The 17,315-nt window shown below is 44.2% G+C and carries 16 protein-coding genes, 1 tRNA gene and 1 pseudogene; 12 read left to right on the top strand and 6 right to left on the bottom strand.

The features are described 5' to 3' along the window. The coding region (locus FTV48_RS10135) for a LysE family transporter (RefSeq protein ID WP_100357102.1) at positions 1 to 632 on the bottom strand (632 nt) is incomplete at its 3' end. A gap of 49 nt (positions 633 to 681) precedes the next feature. Beyond that, entirely contained in the window at positions 682 to 1,401 is a 720-nt protein-coding gene (locus FTV48_RS10130) for a glutamine amidotransferase (protein WP_180000203.1), read from the bottom strand. Between the two features lie 227 nt (positions 1,402 to 1,628). On the opposite strand from FTV48_RS10130, the gene yfcF reads away from it, so the two are divergent. Both yfcF and FTV48_RS10120 read left to right on the top strand, forming a co-directional pair. Next, positions 1,629 to 2,264: a glutathione transferase gene (gene yfcF, locus FTV48_RS10125; RefSeq protein WP_180000201.1), complete on the top strand. Its 636-nt coding sequence runs from the start codon at positions 1,629 to 1,631 to the stop codon at positions 2,262 to 2,264. Positions 2,265 to 2,397: 133 nt separating this feature from the next. Continuing rightward, positions 2,398 to 3,315, top strand: coding sequence for a cation diffusion facilitator family transporter (locus tag FTV48_RS10120; protein WP_180000199.1), 918 nt, complete (start codon positions 2,398 to 2,400; stop codon positions 3,313 to 3,315). A gap of 7 nt (positions 3,316 to 3,322) precedes the next feature. Here the strand turns inward: FTV48_RS10120 and FTV48_RS10115 are convergent, their stop codons facing one another. The 4 genes and pseudogenes from FTV48_RS10115 to cysS form a co-directional block, all read right to left on the bottom strand. Beyond that, positions 3,323 to 4,324: a fatty acid desaturase family protein gene (locus tag FTV48_RS10115; protein ID WP_180000197.1), complete on the bottom strand. Its 1,002-nt coding sequence runs from the start codon at positions 4,322 to 4,324 to the stop codon at positions 3,323 to 3,325. A 91-nt stretch (positions 4,325 to 4,415) separates the two neighbouring features. After that, positions 4,416 to 5,205 (bottom strand): annotated as a pseudogene (locus FTV48_RS15115) (hypothetical protein). 189 nt (positions 5,206 to 5,394) lie between these two features. Further along, a tRNA-Gly gene (locus FTV48_RS10105) sits at positions 5,395 to 5,470 on the bottom strand. 62 nt (positions 5,471 to 5,532) lie between these two features. Next, positions 5,533 to 6,954, bottom strand: a complete 1,422-nt coding sequence (cysS, locus tag FTV48_RS10100; protein ID WP_005171297.1) for a cysteine--tRNA ligase — start codon at positions 6,952 to 6,954, stop codon at positions 5,533 to 5,535. Between the two features lie 484 nt (positions 6,955 to 7,438). Between cysS and FTV48_RS10095 the strand changes: the two genes are divergently transcribed. The 10 genes from FTV48_RS10095 to FTV48_RS10050 all read left to right on the top strand — a co-directional run bounded on the left by FTV48_RS10095 (position 7,439) and on the right by FTV48_RS10050 (position 17,179). Next, positions 7,439 to 8,431, top strand: coding sequence for a KpsF/GutQ family sugar-phosphate isomerase (locus FTV48_RS10095; RefSeq protein WP_074382880.1), 993 nt, complete (start codon positions 7,439 to 7,441; stop codon positions 8,429 to 8,431). A gap of 3 nt (positions 8,432 to 8,434) precedes the next feature. Then, positions 8,435 to 8,974, top strand: a complete 540-nt coding sequence (locus FTV48_RS10090) for an HAD family hydrolase (protein WP_005096667.1) — start codon at positions 8,435 to 8,437, stop codon at positions 8,972 to 8,974. A 33-nt stretch (positions 8,975 to 9,007) separates the two neighbouring features. Continuing rightward, positions 9,008 to 9,556, top strand: coding sequence for an LPS export ABC transporter periplasmic protein LptC (lptC, locus tag FTV48_RS10085; protein WP_005096668.1), 549 nt, complete (start codon positions 9,008 to 9,010; stop codon positions 9,554 to 9,556). After that, positions 9,540 to 10,106, top strand: a complete 567-nt coding sequence (gene lptA, locus FTV48_RS10080; RefSeq protein WP_005096669.1) for a lipopolysaccharide transport periplasmic protein LptA — start codon at positions 9,540 to 9,542, stop codon at positions 10,104 to 10,106. The genes lptC and lptA overlap by 17 nt, the downstream gene beginning before the upstream one ends. Then, positions 10,106 to 10,849 (top strand): LPS export ABC transporter ATP-binding protein, encoded by a 744-nt coding sequence (gene lptB, locus FTV48_RS10075; RefSeq protein WP_005096670.1) that lies wholly within the window; start codon positions 10,106 to 10,108, stop codon positions 10,847 to 10,849. The genes lptA and lptB overlap by 1 nt, the downstream gene beginning before the upstream one ends. Positions 10,850 to 11,056: 207 nt before the next feature. Then, on the top strand, positions 11,057 to 12,532 hold the full coding sequence (locus tag FTV48_RS10070) for a TolC family outer membrane protein (RefSeq protein WP_373683530.1): 1,476 nt from the start codon (positions 11,057 to 11,059) through the stop codon (positions 12,530 to 12,532). Continuing rightward, positions 12,529 to 14,667, top strand: coding sequence for a type I secretion system permease/ATPase (locus FTV48_RS10065; protein ID WP_180000193.1), 2,139 nt, complete (start codon positions 12,529 to 12,531; stop codon positions 14,665 to 14,667). Before FTV48_RS10070 ends, FTV48_RS10065 begins: the two co-directional genes overlap by 4 nt. Continuing rightward, positions 14,664 to 15,851 carry an HlyD family efflux transporter periplasmic adaptor subunit gene (locus tag FTV48_RS10060; RefSeq protein ID WP_100534979.1) on the top strand — a complete coding sequence of 396 codons (1,188 nt, stop codon included), beginning with the start codon at positions 14,664 to 14,666 and terminating at the stop codon, positions 15,849 to 15,851. Before FTV48_RS10065 ends, FTV48_RS10060 begins: the two co-directional genes overlap by 4 nt. Positions 15,852 to 15,969: 118 nt before the next feature. After that, on the top strand, positions 15,970 to 16,569 hold the full coding sequence (locus FTV48_RS10055; RefSeq protein ID WP_005171279.1) for a YigZ family protein: 600 nt from the start codon (positions 15,970 to 15,972) through the stop codon (positions 16,567 to 16,569). Next, positions 16,562 to 17,179 carry an acyltransferase gene (locus tag FTV48_RS10050; protein ID WP_180000191.1) on the top strand — a complete coding sequence of 206 codons (618 nt, stop codon included), beginning with the start codon at positions 16,562 to 16,564 and terminating at the stop codon, positions 17,177 to 17,179. Before FTV48_RS10055 ends, FTV48_RS10050 begins: the two co-directional genes overlap by 8 nt. Positions 17,180 to 17,315 lie beyond the last annotated feature (136 nt).

Raw genomic sequence — 17,315 nt, 5'->3', positions numbered from 1 at the left:
TAATCACGATTCAGAATCAGCAGACAGCCAAAACTGATAAAGATCCCGCCTGTAACTCCATCAATCCATTTGGCAAATTTTTGATAATAAGTCGTCATCTTCGGCATTGAAAAAATAATGGCTACAACCGTAAACCAGAGCAAACTTTCGATAAAGACCAGAGCTAAAAGAGAAGATTGTTCTGATAGTTTTGCATTAGGGCTAATCGCCAATGCAAATACACTGCTAAAGTAAATCAGGGCTTTGGGGTTGGCCATGTTGGTGAAAAAACCTTGCAGCAATAATTTAAGATACGACGGCTGAACGATAGAAAGAGCTTCTGCTTTCGAATTTGTTAAAGGTAGAGGTGTCTTAAAGCTCGACTTCAACATCAAACTGCCCAGATAGAGCAGATATAATCCACCCAATAGCATTAAGATCTGCTGTAACCAGACCATTTTCTGAAATAAAAAATGCAGGCCGCCAAGTGCACAAATTGACCAGACCAGAATGCTCAATGAAATACCGAGGGCTGCACATAAAGCATGCTTTCTGGACTGCCGGATGGCACTTTGTGTGACAAAGAAAAAGTCCGGTCCTGGACTAATCAGGGCAAAAAAATGAATCACGGCAATGCCGAATAATGCGCTCATAATATTTCTACAGTCGAGAGGAAGAGTTTAGCCTAGAATTTATCTGAGACTAGGATACGATATTTAATTGCGTCAGATATTGCTCTAGTACAGTTTGCGAGGTAGTTTCCAGTACAGGCGCAAACTGAATATTGGCAGCGCGTAGTGCAGGAATATCAATTTTAGCCTGACTCAATTCACAGCTATGGCCAATCAGCCATTTTTCCAGACTGTCACTGGCGACTTCAGGATGGAATTGTAGTGCCAGAATATTACTGCCTATACGAAAGGCCTGATTTGCATAAAGCTCAGTACTTGCCAGTAATTCAGCTTGTTCAGGTAGGTCAAAGGTATCACCGTGCCAATGTAGCACTTCAATATTTTCCAGATTTCGCAGTAGATTATTCTCGATAGCTGCAAGACTGAGCTTAGACCAGCCAATTTCTTTGCTCTGTCCTGCATAGACTTTGGCACCAAGCGCATGCGCAATCAATTGAGCACCCAGACAGATTCCTAAAGTAGGTAAATTCTTACTCAAACGTACTTTAAGTAGGTCTATTTCTGCTTGTAAGAAAGGAAAGTTTTCTGTTTCATAAACCCCAATTGGGCCACCGAGAATTACGGTTAAACCAGGATGTTCATACGCCTTACGCAGGTCATCAATCCCGGCTTCAAAATAGCGGACACGTAGCCCCAGCTGATAAAATACATCTTCCCAAGCACCGAGGTCTTCAAAAACGAGATGTTGGATTGCATATACAGTATCGGGGAAATGGTCCAGGTTCAGCATGGTCATTTAATCTAAAACGGGAAATATTTATTTAACGTCATTCTGTAAAAAAATAGAAGTCTTTTTAATCCCGTAATTTATGAAGCAAGATATTCTCAATCTGAATAGTGAATCCTGGTGCAGGGCTCTGAACCGGCTTTGTATCATTATGCAGCCCAATTTCATTTCCCACTAGAAAGGCAGTAGAGTAGAGGTGAATATAGAATAAAAAGACTGAGGAAGAAAAAATGCACAATATCTGTCTCTATATCGATAAAAAACGTATCAGTCCCTATGTCATGTCAGTTTACGTCGCTTTAAAAGAAAAAGGCCTGAATTTTCAGGAAAAAACGGTTGACCTAGATCAGCTGGAACAACAAAGCATGGCATATCGCAGAATTTGCCCCAGTAGAAAAGTCCCTTGTCTGGTGATGGATGATTTTCATTTATTTGAATCTTGGGCGATTACAGAATATCTGGAAGATGCTTTTCCAGCGCCAGATTATCCAGCTTTATACCCCAGAGAGAGTCAGGCCAGAGCAAAATGCCGTGCAGTTCAGGCTTTAGTCAAAACTGATTTTATGGCAATCTGCCAGGCCATGCCTTCAGACTCAATCTTTGTTCCACCTAAAGGACTTTTTATTGCATCAGCCGAAGTCTTGCAAGATATTCAGCGTTTATTGGCAGTCACAGAGAGTTTGCTCAGTGAATGCTGGCTGACTGAACAGTGGTCAATTGCAGATTTTGATCTGGCCTTTATGCTGCACCGCCTGCTTAGCCAGCAGATTGAACTGCCTGATAAAATTCAGGTATATATCCAGCGAAATTTCCAGCGTGCTTCAGTTCAGGCGTGGCTAACAGAAAATGAAAAGCTCAAGCTTTAAGCTGCCAAAACTTATCAACTAGAGGATACAAAAAAGACTTAAATAGATAAAAATCAAGCGTAATATAAATCAGAACTGTGTGGAAAATTACGAGAAATAATGTCCTTGTTGCATCATTATTAAGGAGTGCGGGGTGGGGAATTCACATCATCATGAGCATAGTCATGTCACTGTGACTGCGAAAAATATCAAAAAATTATCGATTGCTCTGGCACTCACGACCAGTTTTTTAATTGTGGAAGTGATCGCCGGCTTTATGACGCAAAGTCTGGCCTTGCTTTCTGATGCAGCACATATGTTTATCGATGCTGCGGCACTGGCCATTGCGCTGGCGGCCATCAAGGTTGGGCAAAAACCGGCAGATAATAAACGCACTTTTGGTTATCAACGCTTTGAAATTCTGGCTGCCTTATTTAATGCCTTGATGCTCTTTGTGGTGGCGATTTATATTTTATTTGAAGCCTATCAACGTTTAAGTAATCCTCCAGAAATCCAGAGTCTGGGGATGATGGTTGTGGCGAGCTTAGGACTCATCATTAACCTGATTTCGATGAAAATTCTGGTGTCGAGTAGTCAGGAAAGTCTAAATATCAAAGGGGCTTATCTGGAGGTGCTGAGTGATGCATTGGGGTCAGTCGGCGTGATGATCGGGGCGCTGCTGATTTATTTTACTGGCTGGATGTGGGTAGATACACTGATTGCCGTATTGATCGGATTTTGGGTTTTGCCACGCACCTGGATTTTGCTCAAACAAAGTATCAATATTCTGCTGGAAGGAGTGCCAGATGAAATTGATATTGAAAAACTGCGTCATGATCTTTTAGCACTCGAAGGCGTACAAGATATTCATCAGCTTAAAGTCTGGGCGATTACTTCCAAAAAAGTCATGTTGACGGTACATTTGGTTGCACCGAATGTAGATTATCAGAAACTGCGTCATCAGGCTTTTGAAATGTTGAGCCATCAGCATCATATTACTGAAATGACTTTACAGATTGAGGCAGAAAATTGTCCACCGGAACAACGAGGGCATTCGACCCATCAGCACTGAAATATAATCATCTGAGCATCGCAGGGCTTAATTGTTTTTTTAGAAGTGAACGGATGACATCCAAATAACTTGGTGGAGCATCGACATACTGACGCTCTCTTAACATTTGATGCATTTTCGCCAGCTTTTGATGCGGAACAGCGGCCATTAAATGATGTTCAATATGATAGTTCACATGAATCGGTGCCACAAAAGCCCGTGCCAGATAACCTGCGCGGGTTGTACGGGTATTGCTGAGGGCAGAATAACTGGTTTCCAGACCCGCATGTTCAGCCATTGCGCGAATACGGATAAATAAAGGGAATGGTGTGATATAAGCCAAAGGCCATAGCAAATACAGCTTAGGATGGCCACTGGCCCAAAACACAGAGAAAATCGTGGCATTCGCGAGCAGCATACCGGAACTGTTTTTCAGCAGATTTTTGGCCAAATCTACCTTGCTACGATCGCCACGTGGAATAGGTTTGGGATCGTTAGACACACTCCATTCCAGAAGCTCCAAATCCATCAATACCCGACCTGCCAGAAATTTAAGTCCAGATTGCCCGTTTAAGTCGCGAAAGAATTTTCGGAATAATGAGCTTTGAGTAATGGGGAAGTTTTTCACCAGGCCTAAATCTGGGTCGTCTGGTTGAGAGGTTTTGGCATGATGTTTCAAGTGATAAGGACGATATTTGCTGACCTCATTCCAGATTGGGCGTGCACACAGCCAATCGGTCAAATGTGTATTTAGCCATTTGGTTTTAAACAGGCTATGGTGTGAGGCATCGTGCATCAAAATCGCCATGGCCAGCTGACGACCTGCCAAAATCGCCAATGCCACTGCACACATTAAAAATTTTCCCCAAATGGGCAAATATTCCCAGCTATAGGCCACTGTACCGAAAGTCATCACAATCACAGCCCAAGTTGAAGCTATAGACCAAGCACCATGTAAGTCAGAAGTCGTGGTGAGTTCTTTAATTTCTTCGCGGCTAAAAAGTTCGGTGACACTGAGCTTAGTGTTCATTGTTTTGCCTATTGCGTTCTTATCATTACTTTCAATATATTTGTCCTAAATATTACAGTAAATTTATTTTTGTGAATAAATATGAAATAAATTATACACCCTGATTGTTAAAATATTGTTGCCATAAAAATTGCCCCTGTTTTTCTATTTTACGAACCGCCAGCTCAAATTGTTGCCGAGCTTCGGCATCTATCCATTCTGCAGGAAGTAGGGGATCGGCACGTAAACTAAATAAGGCAGATTTACCGAGATAGAAGGCAGTTTTTGCTGCATCAGGTAAAGGCAAGCTTTGAGAGTAATCAAACCATTGATGAATGTCTTGATTCACCTCCAGATAAGTTTGATGTAAGGCTTGAACATCCCAAAGTGCACTGACATCTATTTCCTGATCTATCTCACTGACTTGAAAAAAAACGTGCATCTGGATCTAATCCAAACTGGATTGCAGCCGTTTTTAATTCGGTTAAGCTCAGTATTAAGTTGTCTGGACGAATAAAAACATTCTGCTCCATTTCCTGAAAGCCATAATAACCTAGTGCTTTTTCCCGTTTGGATAATGCAGTGCGGTCTACACGTCCCAAAGCACCGGTATAAACCAGTACATATTTTCCATTCCACGCGGTCGCCATTTGCATATTGGGATGCTTGTTTAAACTGATAAAAGAAGTATCAAATTTTTTTTCTAGCAATTGATACACCCCGCGCTCTACAGCTTGAATGATATTTTCCTGATTCAATCGGGCTACAGCAACCCGCAGACTATTGTGAGAAATGCTTAATAGATCTGCTGCACATAGCATCTGTTTAATGCTGGCGGTGGAATTTTGAGACGCATATAACAAGTCTAAAACCAGATGACGGGCATTCAATTTATAAGTCATGAAACGATATCGTAATTAAAGGAATTGAAAGTTTTGAAGTTTATTTACAATAGCACTTTGTTGTGAATAACCCAAAAAATGTCAGGGTGAAAGAGGATGAATAAGTGATTTGAGATATGCTTTTTATCAATGAAATTTTTTAAACACAATAAAAAAACCCTTATCTTTCGATAAGGGCTTTTCGTATTCTGGAGCGGGAAAGGAGACTCGAACTCCCGACCCCAACCTTGGCAAGGTTATGCTCTACCAACTGAGCTATTCCCGCAATGAGATGAATTATAGAGAATTCCACAGCAGTGTCAACTCTCTACAAATCTGTTTGCTTAATTAATCAGCACGGCGCCAAACTGTACCTTGGCGGGTATCTTCAAGAACAACACCTTGATCAAGTAAAGATTGGCGAATTTCATCCGCACGCGAAAATTCTTTGGCTTTTTTGGCATCTTGACGCTGTTGAATTAAACCTTCAATTTGTTCAGGTGATAACCCTAGGGCTTCCTGACCAATATCAGATTTGAGAAACTCATCTGCATCTTGTTGTACCAGACCGAGAATATTGGTCAAATGGCGTAAAGTTGCGTAGTAGATTGCTGCCTGTTCCGCATTTTCTTCTTTCACGGCACGATTCAGTTCTTTGTTAATTTCAAATAGCACTGCAATCGCTTCAGGTGTATTGAAATCATCACGCATGGCGGCATTAAAACGTTCAACCAAAGCATCATCCAAGGTTTCCACCAGATGATCGCCATAAACCGCCTGATAGGTTTTAAATGAATGGTAGAAACGAGACAAAGTATTTTTCGCTTCTTTTAAGGCAACATCCGAATAGTTCACCGGACTGCGATAGTGTGAAGACACAATAAAGTAACGCACCACTTCCGGATGGAACTTTTCGATCACGTCGCGAATGGTGAAGAAATTGCCTAAAGACTTCGACATTTTCTCGCCATCGACATTAATGAATCCGGCATGCATCCAGTAATTCACATATTGTTCACCGGTTGCTGCTTCAGATTGTGCAATCTCATTTTCATGATGCGGGAAGGTCAAATCGGCACCGCCGCCATGAATGTCGAAATGATTGCCCAGGCAGCAGGTCGACATCGCTGAACATTCAATATGCCAACCCGGGCGGCCATTACCCCAAGGTGAAGGCCATGCAGGTTCATTTTCTTTGGCGTGTTTCCAGAGGACAAAGTCAAATGGATGTTTCTTTTGAACTTCGACATCAACACGTTCAGAAGCCCCAGCTTGCATATCTTCTAACTTGCGACCAGAAAGACGGCCATATTTGGCAAATTTCTCGACTTCAAAATAGACATCGCCATTATTAGATGGATATGCCGTGCCTTTGTCGACCAGATTGCCAATCATATCTTGCATTTGGTCAATATAGTCTGTGGCTTTAGGCGCAGCATCAGGCGGGAGACAGCCTAGTTTGGCAAAGTCTTCATTCATCGCATCAATAAAGCGGCCGGTCAACTCCGAGATACTTTCGCCATTTTCATTGGCACGTTTAATAATTTTGTCATCAATATCGGTAATATTGCGCACGTATTTGACTTTCCAGCCTTGGCTGCGCAGGAAACGGATAATATAGTCAAATGCAACCACTGTACGTGCGTGTCCAATATGACAGTAGTCATAGACGGTCATACCACAGACATACAAATCAATTTGACCTTCAACACGAGGTACGAATTCTACTTTTTTGCGTTGCTCTGAGTTATATAGAACAAATGGTTGCATAGCTGTTCAAAAGACTTCAAATAAAAGGATGAATCATCTTAACCTAAGCATAATTATTCATAAAGACAAAAGCGTAAAAAGCCTCAGATATTTAGCATAGTTAGGCAGAGATACTGATTGATAAAAAGGTGATTCTTGGACGGAAGTCAGAATATTGAGCTCAGCTTTACAGAACTAGTGTTTGCCAGGGAGATTAGGTGATATTGGGATGAGTATGATCTTATTCGAATCCAGCTTATTGAGAAGAGAATGGACATGTGTCGATAGAAAATAAAAAACAAGCATATTTTACAGCGTCAAAAATGGAGTAAATGTAGAGGTGGAGATACCAGACTGCGTAAGTCACATACAATCAAGATATATTAAAAATCTGTCGAATCTTCTACATTTAGAAAGCTTGCAATTGCATAGCTATGCTAAAATTGCGAAAATTGTGCCCATCAAATGAGAGTTTTTCTCTGTCCTTAACGTAGGTAAGCAGGCTTTGAATTCACAAAAAACAGCGAATCAACTCGATTTTCAGAAAGTCGCACTTGAAACACTGCGCATCGAAGAAAATGCATTACAGATTTTAGCCACACAGATTGATGGCCGTTTTAGCCGGGCCTGTGAAGTTATTCTACAGTGTACTGGCCGTCTGGTAATTACCGGAATGGGCAAATCAGGTCATATTGGCCGTAAAATGGCGGCGACCTTTGCTTCGACCGGAACACCCTCATTCTTTATGCATCCGGGTGAAGCCGGTCATGGCGACTTGGGCATGCTGGTCGCGGGTGATGTGCTGATTGCGATTTCAAACTCAGGCAAGAGTGATGAGATCATGATGCTGATGCCACTCATCAAACATCTTGAAATTCCTTTAATTACCATTAGCGGCGATGAGCGTGGCCCAATGCCACAAAATGCCGATGTGGCTTTGACCCTGGGTAATATTCAGGAAGCCTGTCCGCTCGGGTTGGCACCCACCTCATCAACGACTGCCACCTTGGCCTTAGGCGATGCTTTGGCGGTGGCGTTACTGGATGCGCGTGGTTTTACTTCAGATGATTTCGCCCGCTCGCATCCCGCCGGAGCTTTGGGTAAGCGCCTGTTATTACATGTAAAACATCTGATGCGTACGGGTGATGATTTACCTAAAGTTTCACCAGATACCGCCATGAACAAAGTATTGTATGAAATTTCCAACAAACGTCTGGGATTGACCACGGTCGTAGATGCAAATGATGTCTTGCTGGGAATTTTTACCGATGGTGACTTGCGTCGTTTAATTGATAAACAGCAAGGTTTTGATGTCAATCTGGCAATTCAGGACGTGATGACCAAGAATCCGCTTACGATTTCTCAGGAAGCACGTGCAGTCGTGGCGCTGGAACGTATGAATGAACGTAAAATCAACCAGTTTGTAGTGGTTGATGAGGCCAATAAAGTGATTGGTGTGATTAGTATGCATGACCTGATTCAGGCTGGGGTAAATTAATAAATGGCATCTTATGTATTATTAGAGCAGGCACGTCATATTGCAGCATTAGTGCTTGATGTAGATGGTATTTTAAGTGACGGTTTTGTAACGCTGACCAATACTGGTGATGAAATCAAATCATTCGATATCCGCGATGGTCTGGGTATGAAACTGGTTCAGCAGGCTGGAATCAAGGTGATTATTATCACTGGCCGTAAAAGTAATATTGTCGAAAAACGAATGTCGGATCTGGGTGTGGATCTGGTCTATCAGGGCCGTGAAGATAAAGGCACAGCACTACGCGAAGCATGTGCACAGCTCAATATCGACCCTGAAGACTGCTTATATATGGGCGATGACTGGCCTGATCTGTCTGCTTTTGCCATTGCTGGCATGAAAGTGACCGTACCGAATGGTCATGTCGAAGTTCGTCGCCGTGCAGACCTGGTGACTCAGGCGCTGGGTGGCCGTGGTGCAGTACGTGAAATCTGCGATATGCTGCTGATGTCCAAAGGCGTATACCAAGAGTTACTTGAAAAATATACTCGTGCGCCTTATTAATAAGTCATATCTTTTGGATTAAGTACACCGCTTATGGATACTAAAGTTTTATATATTACGGCTGTGATGATTGCCGCAATAAGTGGTGGTTATTATTATTACAGTGGCAAGGGCAATAAGCTGCAGACGGACTCCGCGCGCAGCATGACCTATTCCGCTCAAGATATTAACTTAACCCAGACAGATGAATCAGGCATGTTATCGGTTCGCGCCCAGGTGGATCGACTTGAGCAGAACTTGCAGCAACAGACCTCCAAGCTGGAAAATCTGCAAGCTTCGACCTATGACAATGCTCAAGTCGATGCGACTTTCTCTGCCAAAATGGCGCATGGCTATGATGACAATACAAAAGTTGTACTCTCTCAAGAAGTGCTTGCCACCAAAATCATGCAAAATGGACAGTTAGAGTTCCGTACTGAGGAGCTGACGGCTTTTCCAAAAACACGTGAAATTGAAACTGATAAAACGGTGATCGTGGAGTCTCCACAGGCTGAATTTATCAGCCAGGGTCTTAAAGCCAATCTTAATGATGGTCAATACGAATTCTTTAATATTCGAGGAAAGTATGAACCAAATTCCTAAAGTCAAAATGATGCACACTTTCCTGAAGCGCACTGCGCTGGCGACTGTGATTGGACTTTTTTCAATCGCGGCCTTTGCCTTGCCATCTGACCGTAACCAGCCGATCACCTTACTGGCGGATCGCGCGACTTTTAATGAGCGTACTGGGGTGACGACCTATTCTGGCAATGTCATCATTGAACAGGGCACCATGAAGCTGCAAGCCAATTCAATTGTGGCCAATCTGAACAATAAGCGCCAGATTAGCCTGATTACGGCTACCGGTAGCCCGACACAGTTCCAGCAAAAAGTAGATGCCTCCAAAGGTCTAACCAAAGGTCAGGCTCAGAAAATTGTCTACAATGCTGAAACCGGAATTATTACCCTGTCTGGTAATGCCTTATTGCAGCAGGATGGGGCCAGTATTCGTGGTGCGACTTTAAAATATAGTATGAATAAAGGTGATGTTGAAGCGATTGGTACACCGAATAAAACCGGTTCAGCTGAAGGTCGCGTAAAAATTGTGATTCCACCATCGGCTTCACAATCCTTTCCAGGAGCACGTGATTAATGGAACAATCGCAGCAGGTTCAAACCTTGACCATCAAACATCTGGCGAAAAATTATAATAAGCGCTGGGTGGTGAAAGATGTGTCTTTTAGTATGGAAAGTGGCCAGATTGTCGGATTGCTCGGACCTAATGGTGCAGGTAAAACCACCAGCTTCTATATGGTCGTCGGTCTGGTACGTATGGATAAAGGTGAAATCTATCTGGATGATCTGGATCTTTCTGATCTGGCCATGCATGAACGGGCACGCAAGGGAATTGGCTATTTGCCGCAAGAAGCATCGATTTTCCGCAAGCTGACAATTTCACAAAATATTATGGCGATTCTGGAAACCCGCAAGGATTTGACCAAGGCCCAACGTCAGCAACGTCTGGCGGAACTTTTGGCCGACTTTAAAATCACTCATATCAAAGATTCTTTAGGAATGAGTGTCTCCGGTGGTGAGCGACGCCGTGCCGAGATTGCACGTGCATTGGCGGCAGATCCAAAATTTATGCTACTCGATGAGCCTTTTGCTGGTGTCGACCCGATCTCGGTTGGTGATATTAAAGATATCATCACCACTTTGAAAGATCGTGGGATTGGGGTATTGATTACCGATCATAATGTGCGTGAAACGCTGGCGATTTGTGAACATGCTTATATTGTGAGTGAGGGAGCATTGCTTGCTGAAGGTACGCCAGCAGAAATTCTGGCCAATGAAACAGTAAGAAAAGTTTATTTAGGTGATGATTTTACCGTATAAACAGCTTTTATGTCTGTAAGATACCCACATCACGACACCAATTGTCGGATGAGGGTTTTTTTTCATCAAATCAACGTTAAAAAAGTATCTTTTACAACGATTTGATATATTGTTAGGCTAAAACACGAAACATTAATTATTATGCGATTTAGGGTACAGCACATAAAAAATGTTCAGGGGAAAACCGATAAAAAAAGGGGGATCTTCATGAGTCTTCTTTTGCCTTTATCTATTTCCTTGGCACATGCAGAAACTTCGCAAAACCATTTTGCAAATATTAAAAACGGTTTAAGTAAACTGATTGCACCAGAGCCAACAGGGTCAGCGCATTCAGTTAATATTACGTCACTCAGTCGCTACTCATTAGATACTTCTCAGGTAGCTGAACTGCCACAGATTACCCAGCCACAACAGGGACAGTCTGCTACCGGCTCTATCGTGGCTCCTATTCCACAAAAGATGAATGTGGTGGAAGCGATCCATACCGCAGTTCAGCGACGTCCTGAAATTAGCCAGAGTATTTCTACCCTGTCTGCACAGGCGGCCAATATTGATGTGGCAAAAGCAGCCTATTATCCGCAGTTATCGGGCGGATTGGGGACCGGTGATCTGACCTCGGGTGAGCGTGGACGTCAAGTGGTTTCCTTAAATGCAACACAGATGCTGTATGACTTTGGCAAGATCAAAACCAATGTCAGTATCGAGGAAGCCAGATTGGCAGAAGAGCAGGCAAGGGTGCTGGTCAGTCTGGATCAGGTGGCTTTTGAAGTGGCAGATGCGATTGTTAATATCAAGCGTTATCAGGAAATTACCAAAATTGCCCAGCAACAGATTCAGGGCATTGGACGGATTGCAGAAATTGCCAATTTGCGTGCCCGTGCCGGTATCAGCAGTCAGGCCGATCCAATTCAGGCTCAGTCCAATCTGGAAGCGGCACAATCGAACCTGCTGGTGCAGCAGACCCAGCTCAGACAATATCAGCAACGTTTACGCACTTTGCTGGGGTTTGATGTGTCTGCGGTGGAATGGGAGATTCCAGAACGTATTGTGGCGCAGGCCGATCTGTATCAGGATCCGGAATTTACCCAGATTCCCAATATGATTCTGGCACAATCGGGTGTAGAGGTTGCACGCTTTCAAAAAGATCAGGCACGTTTAAGTCGTTATCCAAGCATTCATCTGAAAGGCAGTTTAAGTCAGGCTGTTAATGGGCGGAATCCGAATAATAATGAAGATGACGGCTTTTATAATTCAATCATGATTGAAGCCAGCAGTAATTTTTATCAGGGTGGCGCAGCACGCTCTCAGGCACGTTCTGCCAGTTATGCCGAAGAAGCTGCACGTGCACAGGTCAATACGGTTTATCTGGATGTACTGGATCAGGTTCGCTTGATTCGTGAGCAGATTGAGAATAAGCAAAAACAAATGGGAGTTTTATCCCAACGTCGTGCAACCACGGTACGAACCAAAGAGCTGTATCAAGAACAATATAAATTGGGTACCCGAACCGTGGTGGATTTGCTCAACGCAGAACAGGCGATTCATAGTGCAGCACAGGAAATTGAATCTGCGCGCTATGACATCTATTCGGCGATTGTGCAATATATTCAGGTTACCGGCCGTACACGGGATATTTACGCGCTTAACCGTATTTCTATTCAGGGGTTTGAAGTTCAGCCATGAGTACTACAATAAATTATCAACCGTGGCTTAAAGCGGTTTTGAATATTGCCAGACATTACCGGATTGAACCTTCTGAGGAGCGGATTCGTCTGCAACTGGACTGGAACCAGCATCATGACATCGACGAGATGCTCAAAATTGTCAGCCGGCAGATTGGTTTAAATGTCCGTAAAAATAAATTTGACAGCAGCTTGCTGAATCCGTGGCGTTTGCCTTTGCTGGTGGAGTTTGAGAGTGGGGATGTGGGTGTGATTGAACGCATCGACACCCAAGCTAACGTCAGTATACAGCTCAGTGGCGATGAAGGCTTGTCTCAAAGTTTCACGGTTGAACAGTTAGAGACGGGCGTAAAGCATCTGTATGTTCTGCGTCCCGAATCTTCTGTGCCGGATGCGCGGGTGGATGAATATATCAAGCCGTTCGAGAAAAACTGGTTCTGGTCAATTGTCTTGAATGACTGGAAACGTTATATCGATGTCATGTTCGCCTCTTTAATCGCGAATATTCTGGCACTGGCCACGATTGTTTTCTCGATGAACGTGTATGACCGCGTGATTCCATCACAATCGATTCCTACCTTATGGGTTTTGGCTGGCGGTGTGCTGATTGCGGCAATTTTCGAGTTTGTTTTACGCGTCTCCCGAATCTATCTATCAGACATTATTGGTAAACGTGCTGATCTGAAAATTTCGGATCGGGTATTTGGCCATTCTTTGCGCATCAAAAATAGTGAACGTTCCAAATCGACTGGTACCTTTATCTCGCAGATTCGGGAACTGGAAGGGGTACGCGAACTGGTCACTTCAACCACAGTGACTGCGATTGCCGACCTGCCATTTTTCTTCCTGTTCTTAGGGATTTTCTGGGTGATTGGCGGCAACCTGTTCTGGGTGATGCTGCTGGTGGTGCCACTGATGATCCTGCCTGGCATTCTGGCGCAGAAAAAACTGGCAGAACTGGCTCAGCTGGGCATGCGTGAATCTGCCATCCGCAATGCTTTGCTGGTAGAAGCCGTGCAAGGGATTGAAGACATCAAGCTGCTCAGAGCTGAAACACGCTTCCAGAATCAGTGGAACCATATGAATGAAGTTTCAGCCGATGTCAGCATGCAGCAACGTAAGATTGTGGGTTTGATGACGGCCTGGACGCAAAAAATCCAAGGCTTGACCTTTGCCATTGTGGTATTGGTCGGTGCTTTTGCGGTGATGGACGGCGAGATGACCACAGGTGCATTGGTGGCCTGTTCGATTCTGTCTTCACGAATGCTGGCACCCATTTCACAAATTACTGGCGTGTTGGGTCGTCTGCAACAGGCCAAAGTGGCCAAAGCCGGTCTGGATGAGTTGATGAAAAAATCGGTCGATCAGCCGGATTATTCTCATCTGATTCATCGCCCAGCTCTGGATGGCCATTATGAACTCAGTGGTGTGGTATTCAAATATGGCGAAGATGATCCAAAACCAAGCCTGATGATTCCAAAGCTTGAGATCAAACCGGGTGAAAAGATTGCGATTCTGGGCCGTAACGGTGCCGGGAAATCAACCTTGTTGCAGCTCTTGTCTGGTATGCAGACGCCGTTACAGGGCAAGGTCAAACTGGATGGTATTGACCTGACCCTGATTGATCCTTCAGATGTACGTCGTGATATGGGCTTGCTGAACCAGAATTCGCAGCTATTTTATGGTTCGATTCGTGAAAATCTCAGCTTGGGTGCGCCCTTGGCCACCGATCAGCAAATTCTGGAAGCGCTGCAAATCACGGGTGCATTCGCTTTTGTGCAGGAGAAAAAAGAAGGTCTGGATCATATCATTCTGGAAGGTGGTGTTGGCTTTTCTGGCGGTCAGCGTCAGGCGCTGTTATTAACACGGTTATTGATCCGTCAACCGAAAATTCTACTGCTAGATGAACCTACTGCTGCGATTGATGATGTGTCAGAAAAGCAGTTGATTGATCATCTTAAAAGTTATTTGAGCCATCGTACCATGGTGGTTGCGACGCATCGCCGTGCGGTACTGGAGCTGGTGGATCGTATTATTGTGGTGAATGATGGGAAAATTGTCATGGATGGTCCACGAGATCAGATCCTGAATCAGTCACAGAGTGGCAATAAGCGGGTTGTTGGAGCAAGTGCATGAGTGAACTCAAAGAACTAAAACGTTCAAGCAAAGTCAGCTTTCAGGAACCACCTTTACCTAAATCGAGTGTCATTATCTGGATTGTCGGCATTGGTTTATTGGTATTGCTGATCTGGGCCTGGTTATTTAGCTTGGAAGAAGTCTCTACCGGTACGGGTAAAGTGATTCCATCTTCTAAAGAGCAGGTGGTTCAGTCTTTAGAAGGCGGTATTTTGACCACACTCAATGTTAGAGAAGGTGAAATTGTAGAGCGCGGCCAAGTGTTGGCTCAGCTTGACCCGACCCGTTTTGAATCCAATGTCGGTGAATCTGAATCCTTACTGATTTCATCACGTGCGACCTCAGCTCGCTTACGCGCGGAAGTGAGCGGTACGCCATTGGTATTTCCCGAAGAAGTCTTGAAATATCCAAAACTGGTGAAAGAAGAAACGGCACTGTATCAGTCACGTCGTGCCAATCTGGAGGAATCCGTGGCCGGTCTAGAACAGGCCTTGGTACTGGTACAGCAAGAGCTGGAAATGACAGCACCACTGGTGGCTAAAGGGGCAGCCAGTGAGGTTGAAGTACTGCGCTTAAAACGTGAAGCCAACGACCTGCGTAATCAAATGAATGATATTCGTAATCAATATTATGTGAGCGCGCGGGAAGAGCTGTCCAAAGCCAATACCGATGTGGAAACTCAGCAGCAGGTGGTACGCGGCAAGTCAGATACCTTGAGCCGGACTATTTTTAAATCACCGGTACGCGGTATCGTAAAAGAAATTGATGTGATGACCTTGGGCGGCGTGATTCCACAAAATGGCAAGTTGATGACCATCGTGCCACTCGACGAAAAACTACTGGTTGAAGCGCGGATTTCACCACGTGATATTGCCTTTATTCGTCCAGATCAGGAGGCACTGGTTAAAATTACAGCATATGATTATTCAATCTATGGTGGGTTGAATGGTAAAGTTGCGATGATTTCACCAGACACCATCCGTGATGAAGTCAAGCAGGATCAGTTCTATTACCGGGTCTATATTCGCACGGACAGTGACAAACTGAATAATAATGCGGGTCAGGAGTTTAATATCACCCCAGGTATGGTGGCCACGGTAGACATTCGCACCGGTTCAAAAACTGTCATGGATTATCTGATCAAGCCATTCAACAAGGCCAAAGAAGCCTTGCGGGAACGCTAATCTTTTCAGGCCATTGAGTCAAACAATCGAGTCAAATCGGGCCTCTCCATGGAGAGGCTTTTTATTTGTTGAAGTAAAGCAGGTATACTGCCAGGGTTCGATTTTAAAGCCTGAAGTTATGCCATATACGCTTGCCAGCCTGGTCAGTTTTGAGGAAGACATCAAAAAAAGCCGATTTCAGGCATTTGCGACCCCTGTAGAAAATGAACAGCAGGTCAAAGATTTTCTGGACGTTTATCGTGATCCAAGTACCACGCATCAATGCTGGGCCTGGAAAATTGGCCATCAGGTGCGCTTTAATGATGATGGTGAACCTTCAGGCACTGCGGGGCGCCCGATTCTCGCCACCATTGAAGGTAATGAACTGAGCAATGTACTGGTGCTGGTCAATCGCTGGTATGGCGGGATTAAACTCGGCACCGGAGGTTTGGTTCGTGCCTATGGTGGCTGCGCTGGACAATGCTTGCTGCTGGCAGACAAAATTGAACTGATTGAAAAGAAAAAAGTGCAATTTTTCTGTCAGTTTAATGAATGGGCCATTTTTCAGTATGAACTGAATCAGCAGCAAATCGATTATCAGGAAGACTATAGTGCCGAAGGCGTTCAGGTTCAGGCACAGTTGCAGAAGCATCAGATTGAAGCTTTTGCTTTAAAAATTCAGGATGTGACTCGTGGCCGTGAACAGCTCAAAATCATAGAAGAAGCGACAGATGACTGAAGCAGATCCATTACTGAAATATCGTGAGCAGCATAAACATCGCCTGAACTATATGCCTTGGCTATACTGGTCCTTAAAGCCGAAAAACCGTGGCTGGGCAGAAGCTTGGCAAAAAGAATATCAGGCTTACTTGATGGAAATGGAAACCATCGAGATTGGTGAAAACTGTTTTATTTCACCACTGGCACATATTTTCGCGGAACCGGGACGCAAAATCATTATTGGTGATAATACCTTTATTGCCGCAGATTGCACCTTGCATGGCCCACTGGACATTGGGAATGAAGTGGCGATTAATCATCACTGTATTCTGGATGGCGGTCGAGTAGGGATTAAACTGCATGATCAGGTGCGTATCGCCGCTTATTGTCATCTTTATGCCTTTGATCATGGCATGGATCTGGAGCAGCCGATTTATCAGCAGCCAGTACGATCGCAAGGCATCGAGATCGGTCGGGATGTATGGCTGGGTGCGCATGTCGGTATCAAGGATGGAATTAAAATCGCAGATCAGGCCATTGTCGGAATGGACAGTATGGTCACCAAAGATGTCGAAGCACGGGCTATCGTTGCTGGGAATCCTGCAAGCTTTATTCGATACCGCAAATAAAGCTTTACACTCAGTAGATCTCTTTCATCAATCAAAAAATGATGGTTCTATTGATATTTAAGTCCACGAGATATTAAAAGCCCTTTCTCTCTTTGGGATGAGAAGCAGTGCGTCGCAAGGGCATGAGCGGATTTTA

Source organism: Acinetobacter sp. YH18001, from assembly GCF_013416975.1.
Classification (GTDB): Bacteria; Pseudomonadota; Gammaproteobacteria; order Pseudomonadales; family Moraxellaceae; genus Acinetobacter; species Acinetobacter pseudolwoffii.
The sequence above is the reverse complement of the archived record's forward strand: the minus strand, read 5'-3'. Positions and strand labels throughout refer to the sequence as shown.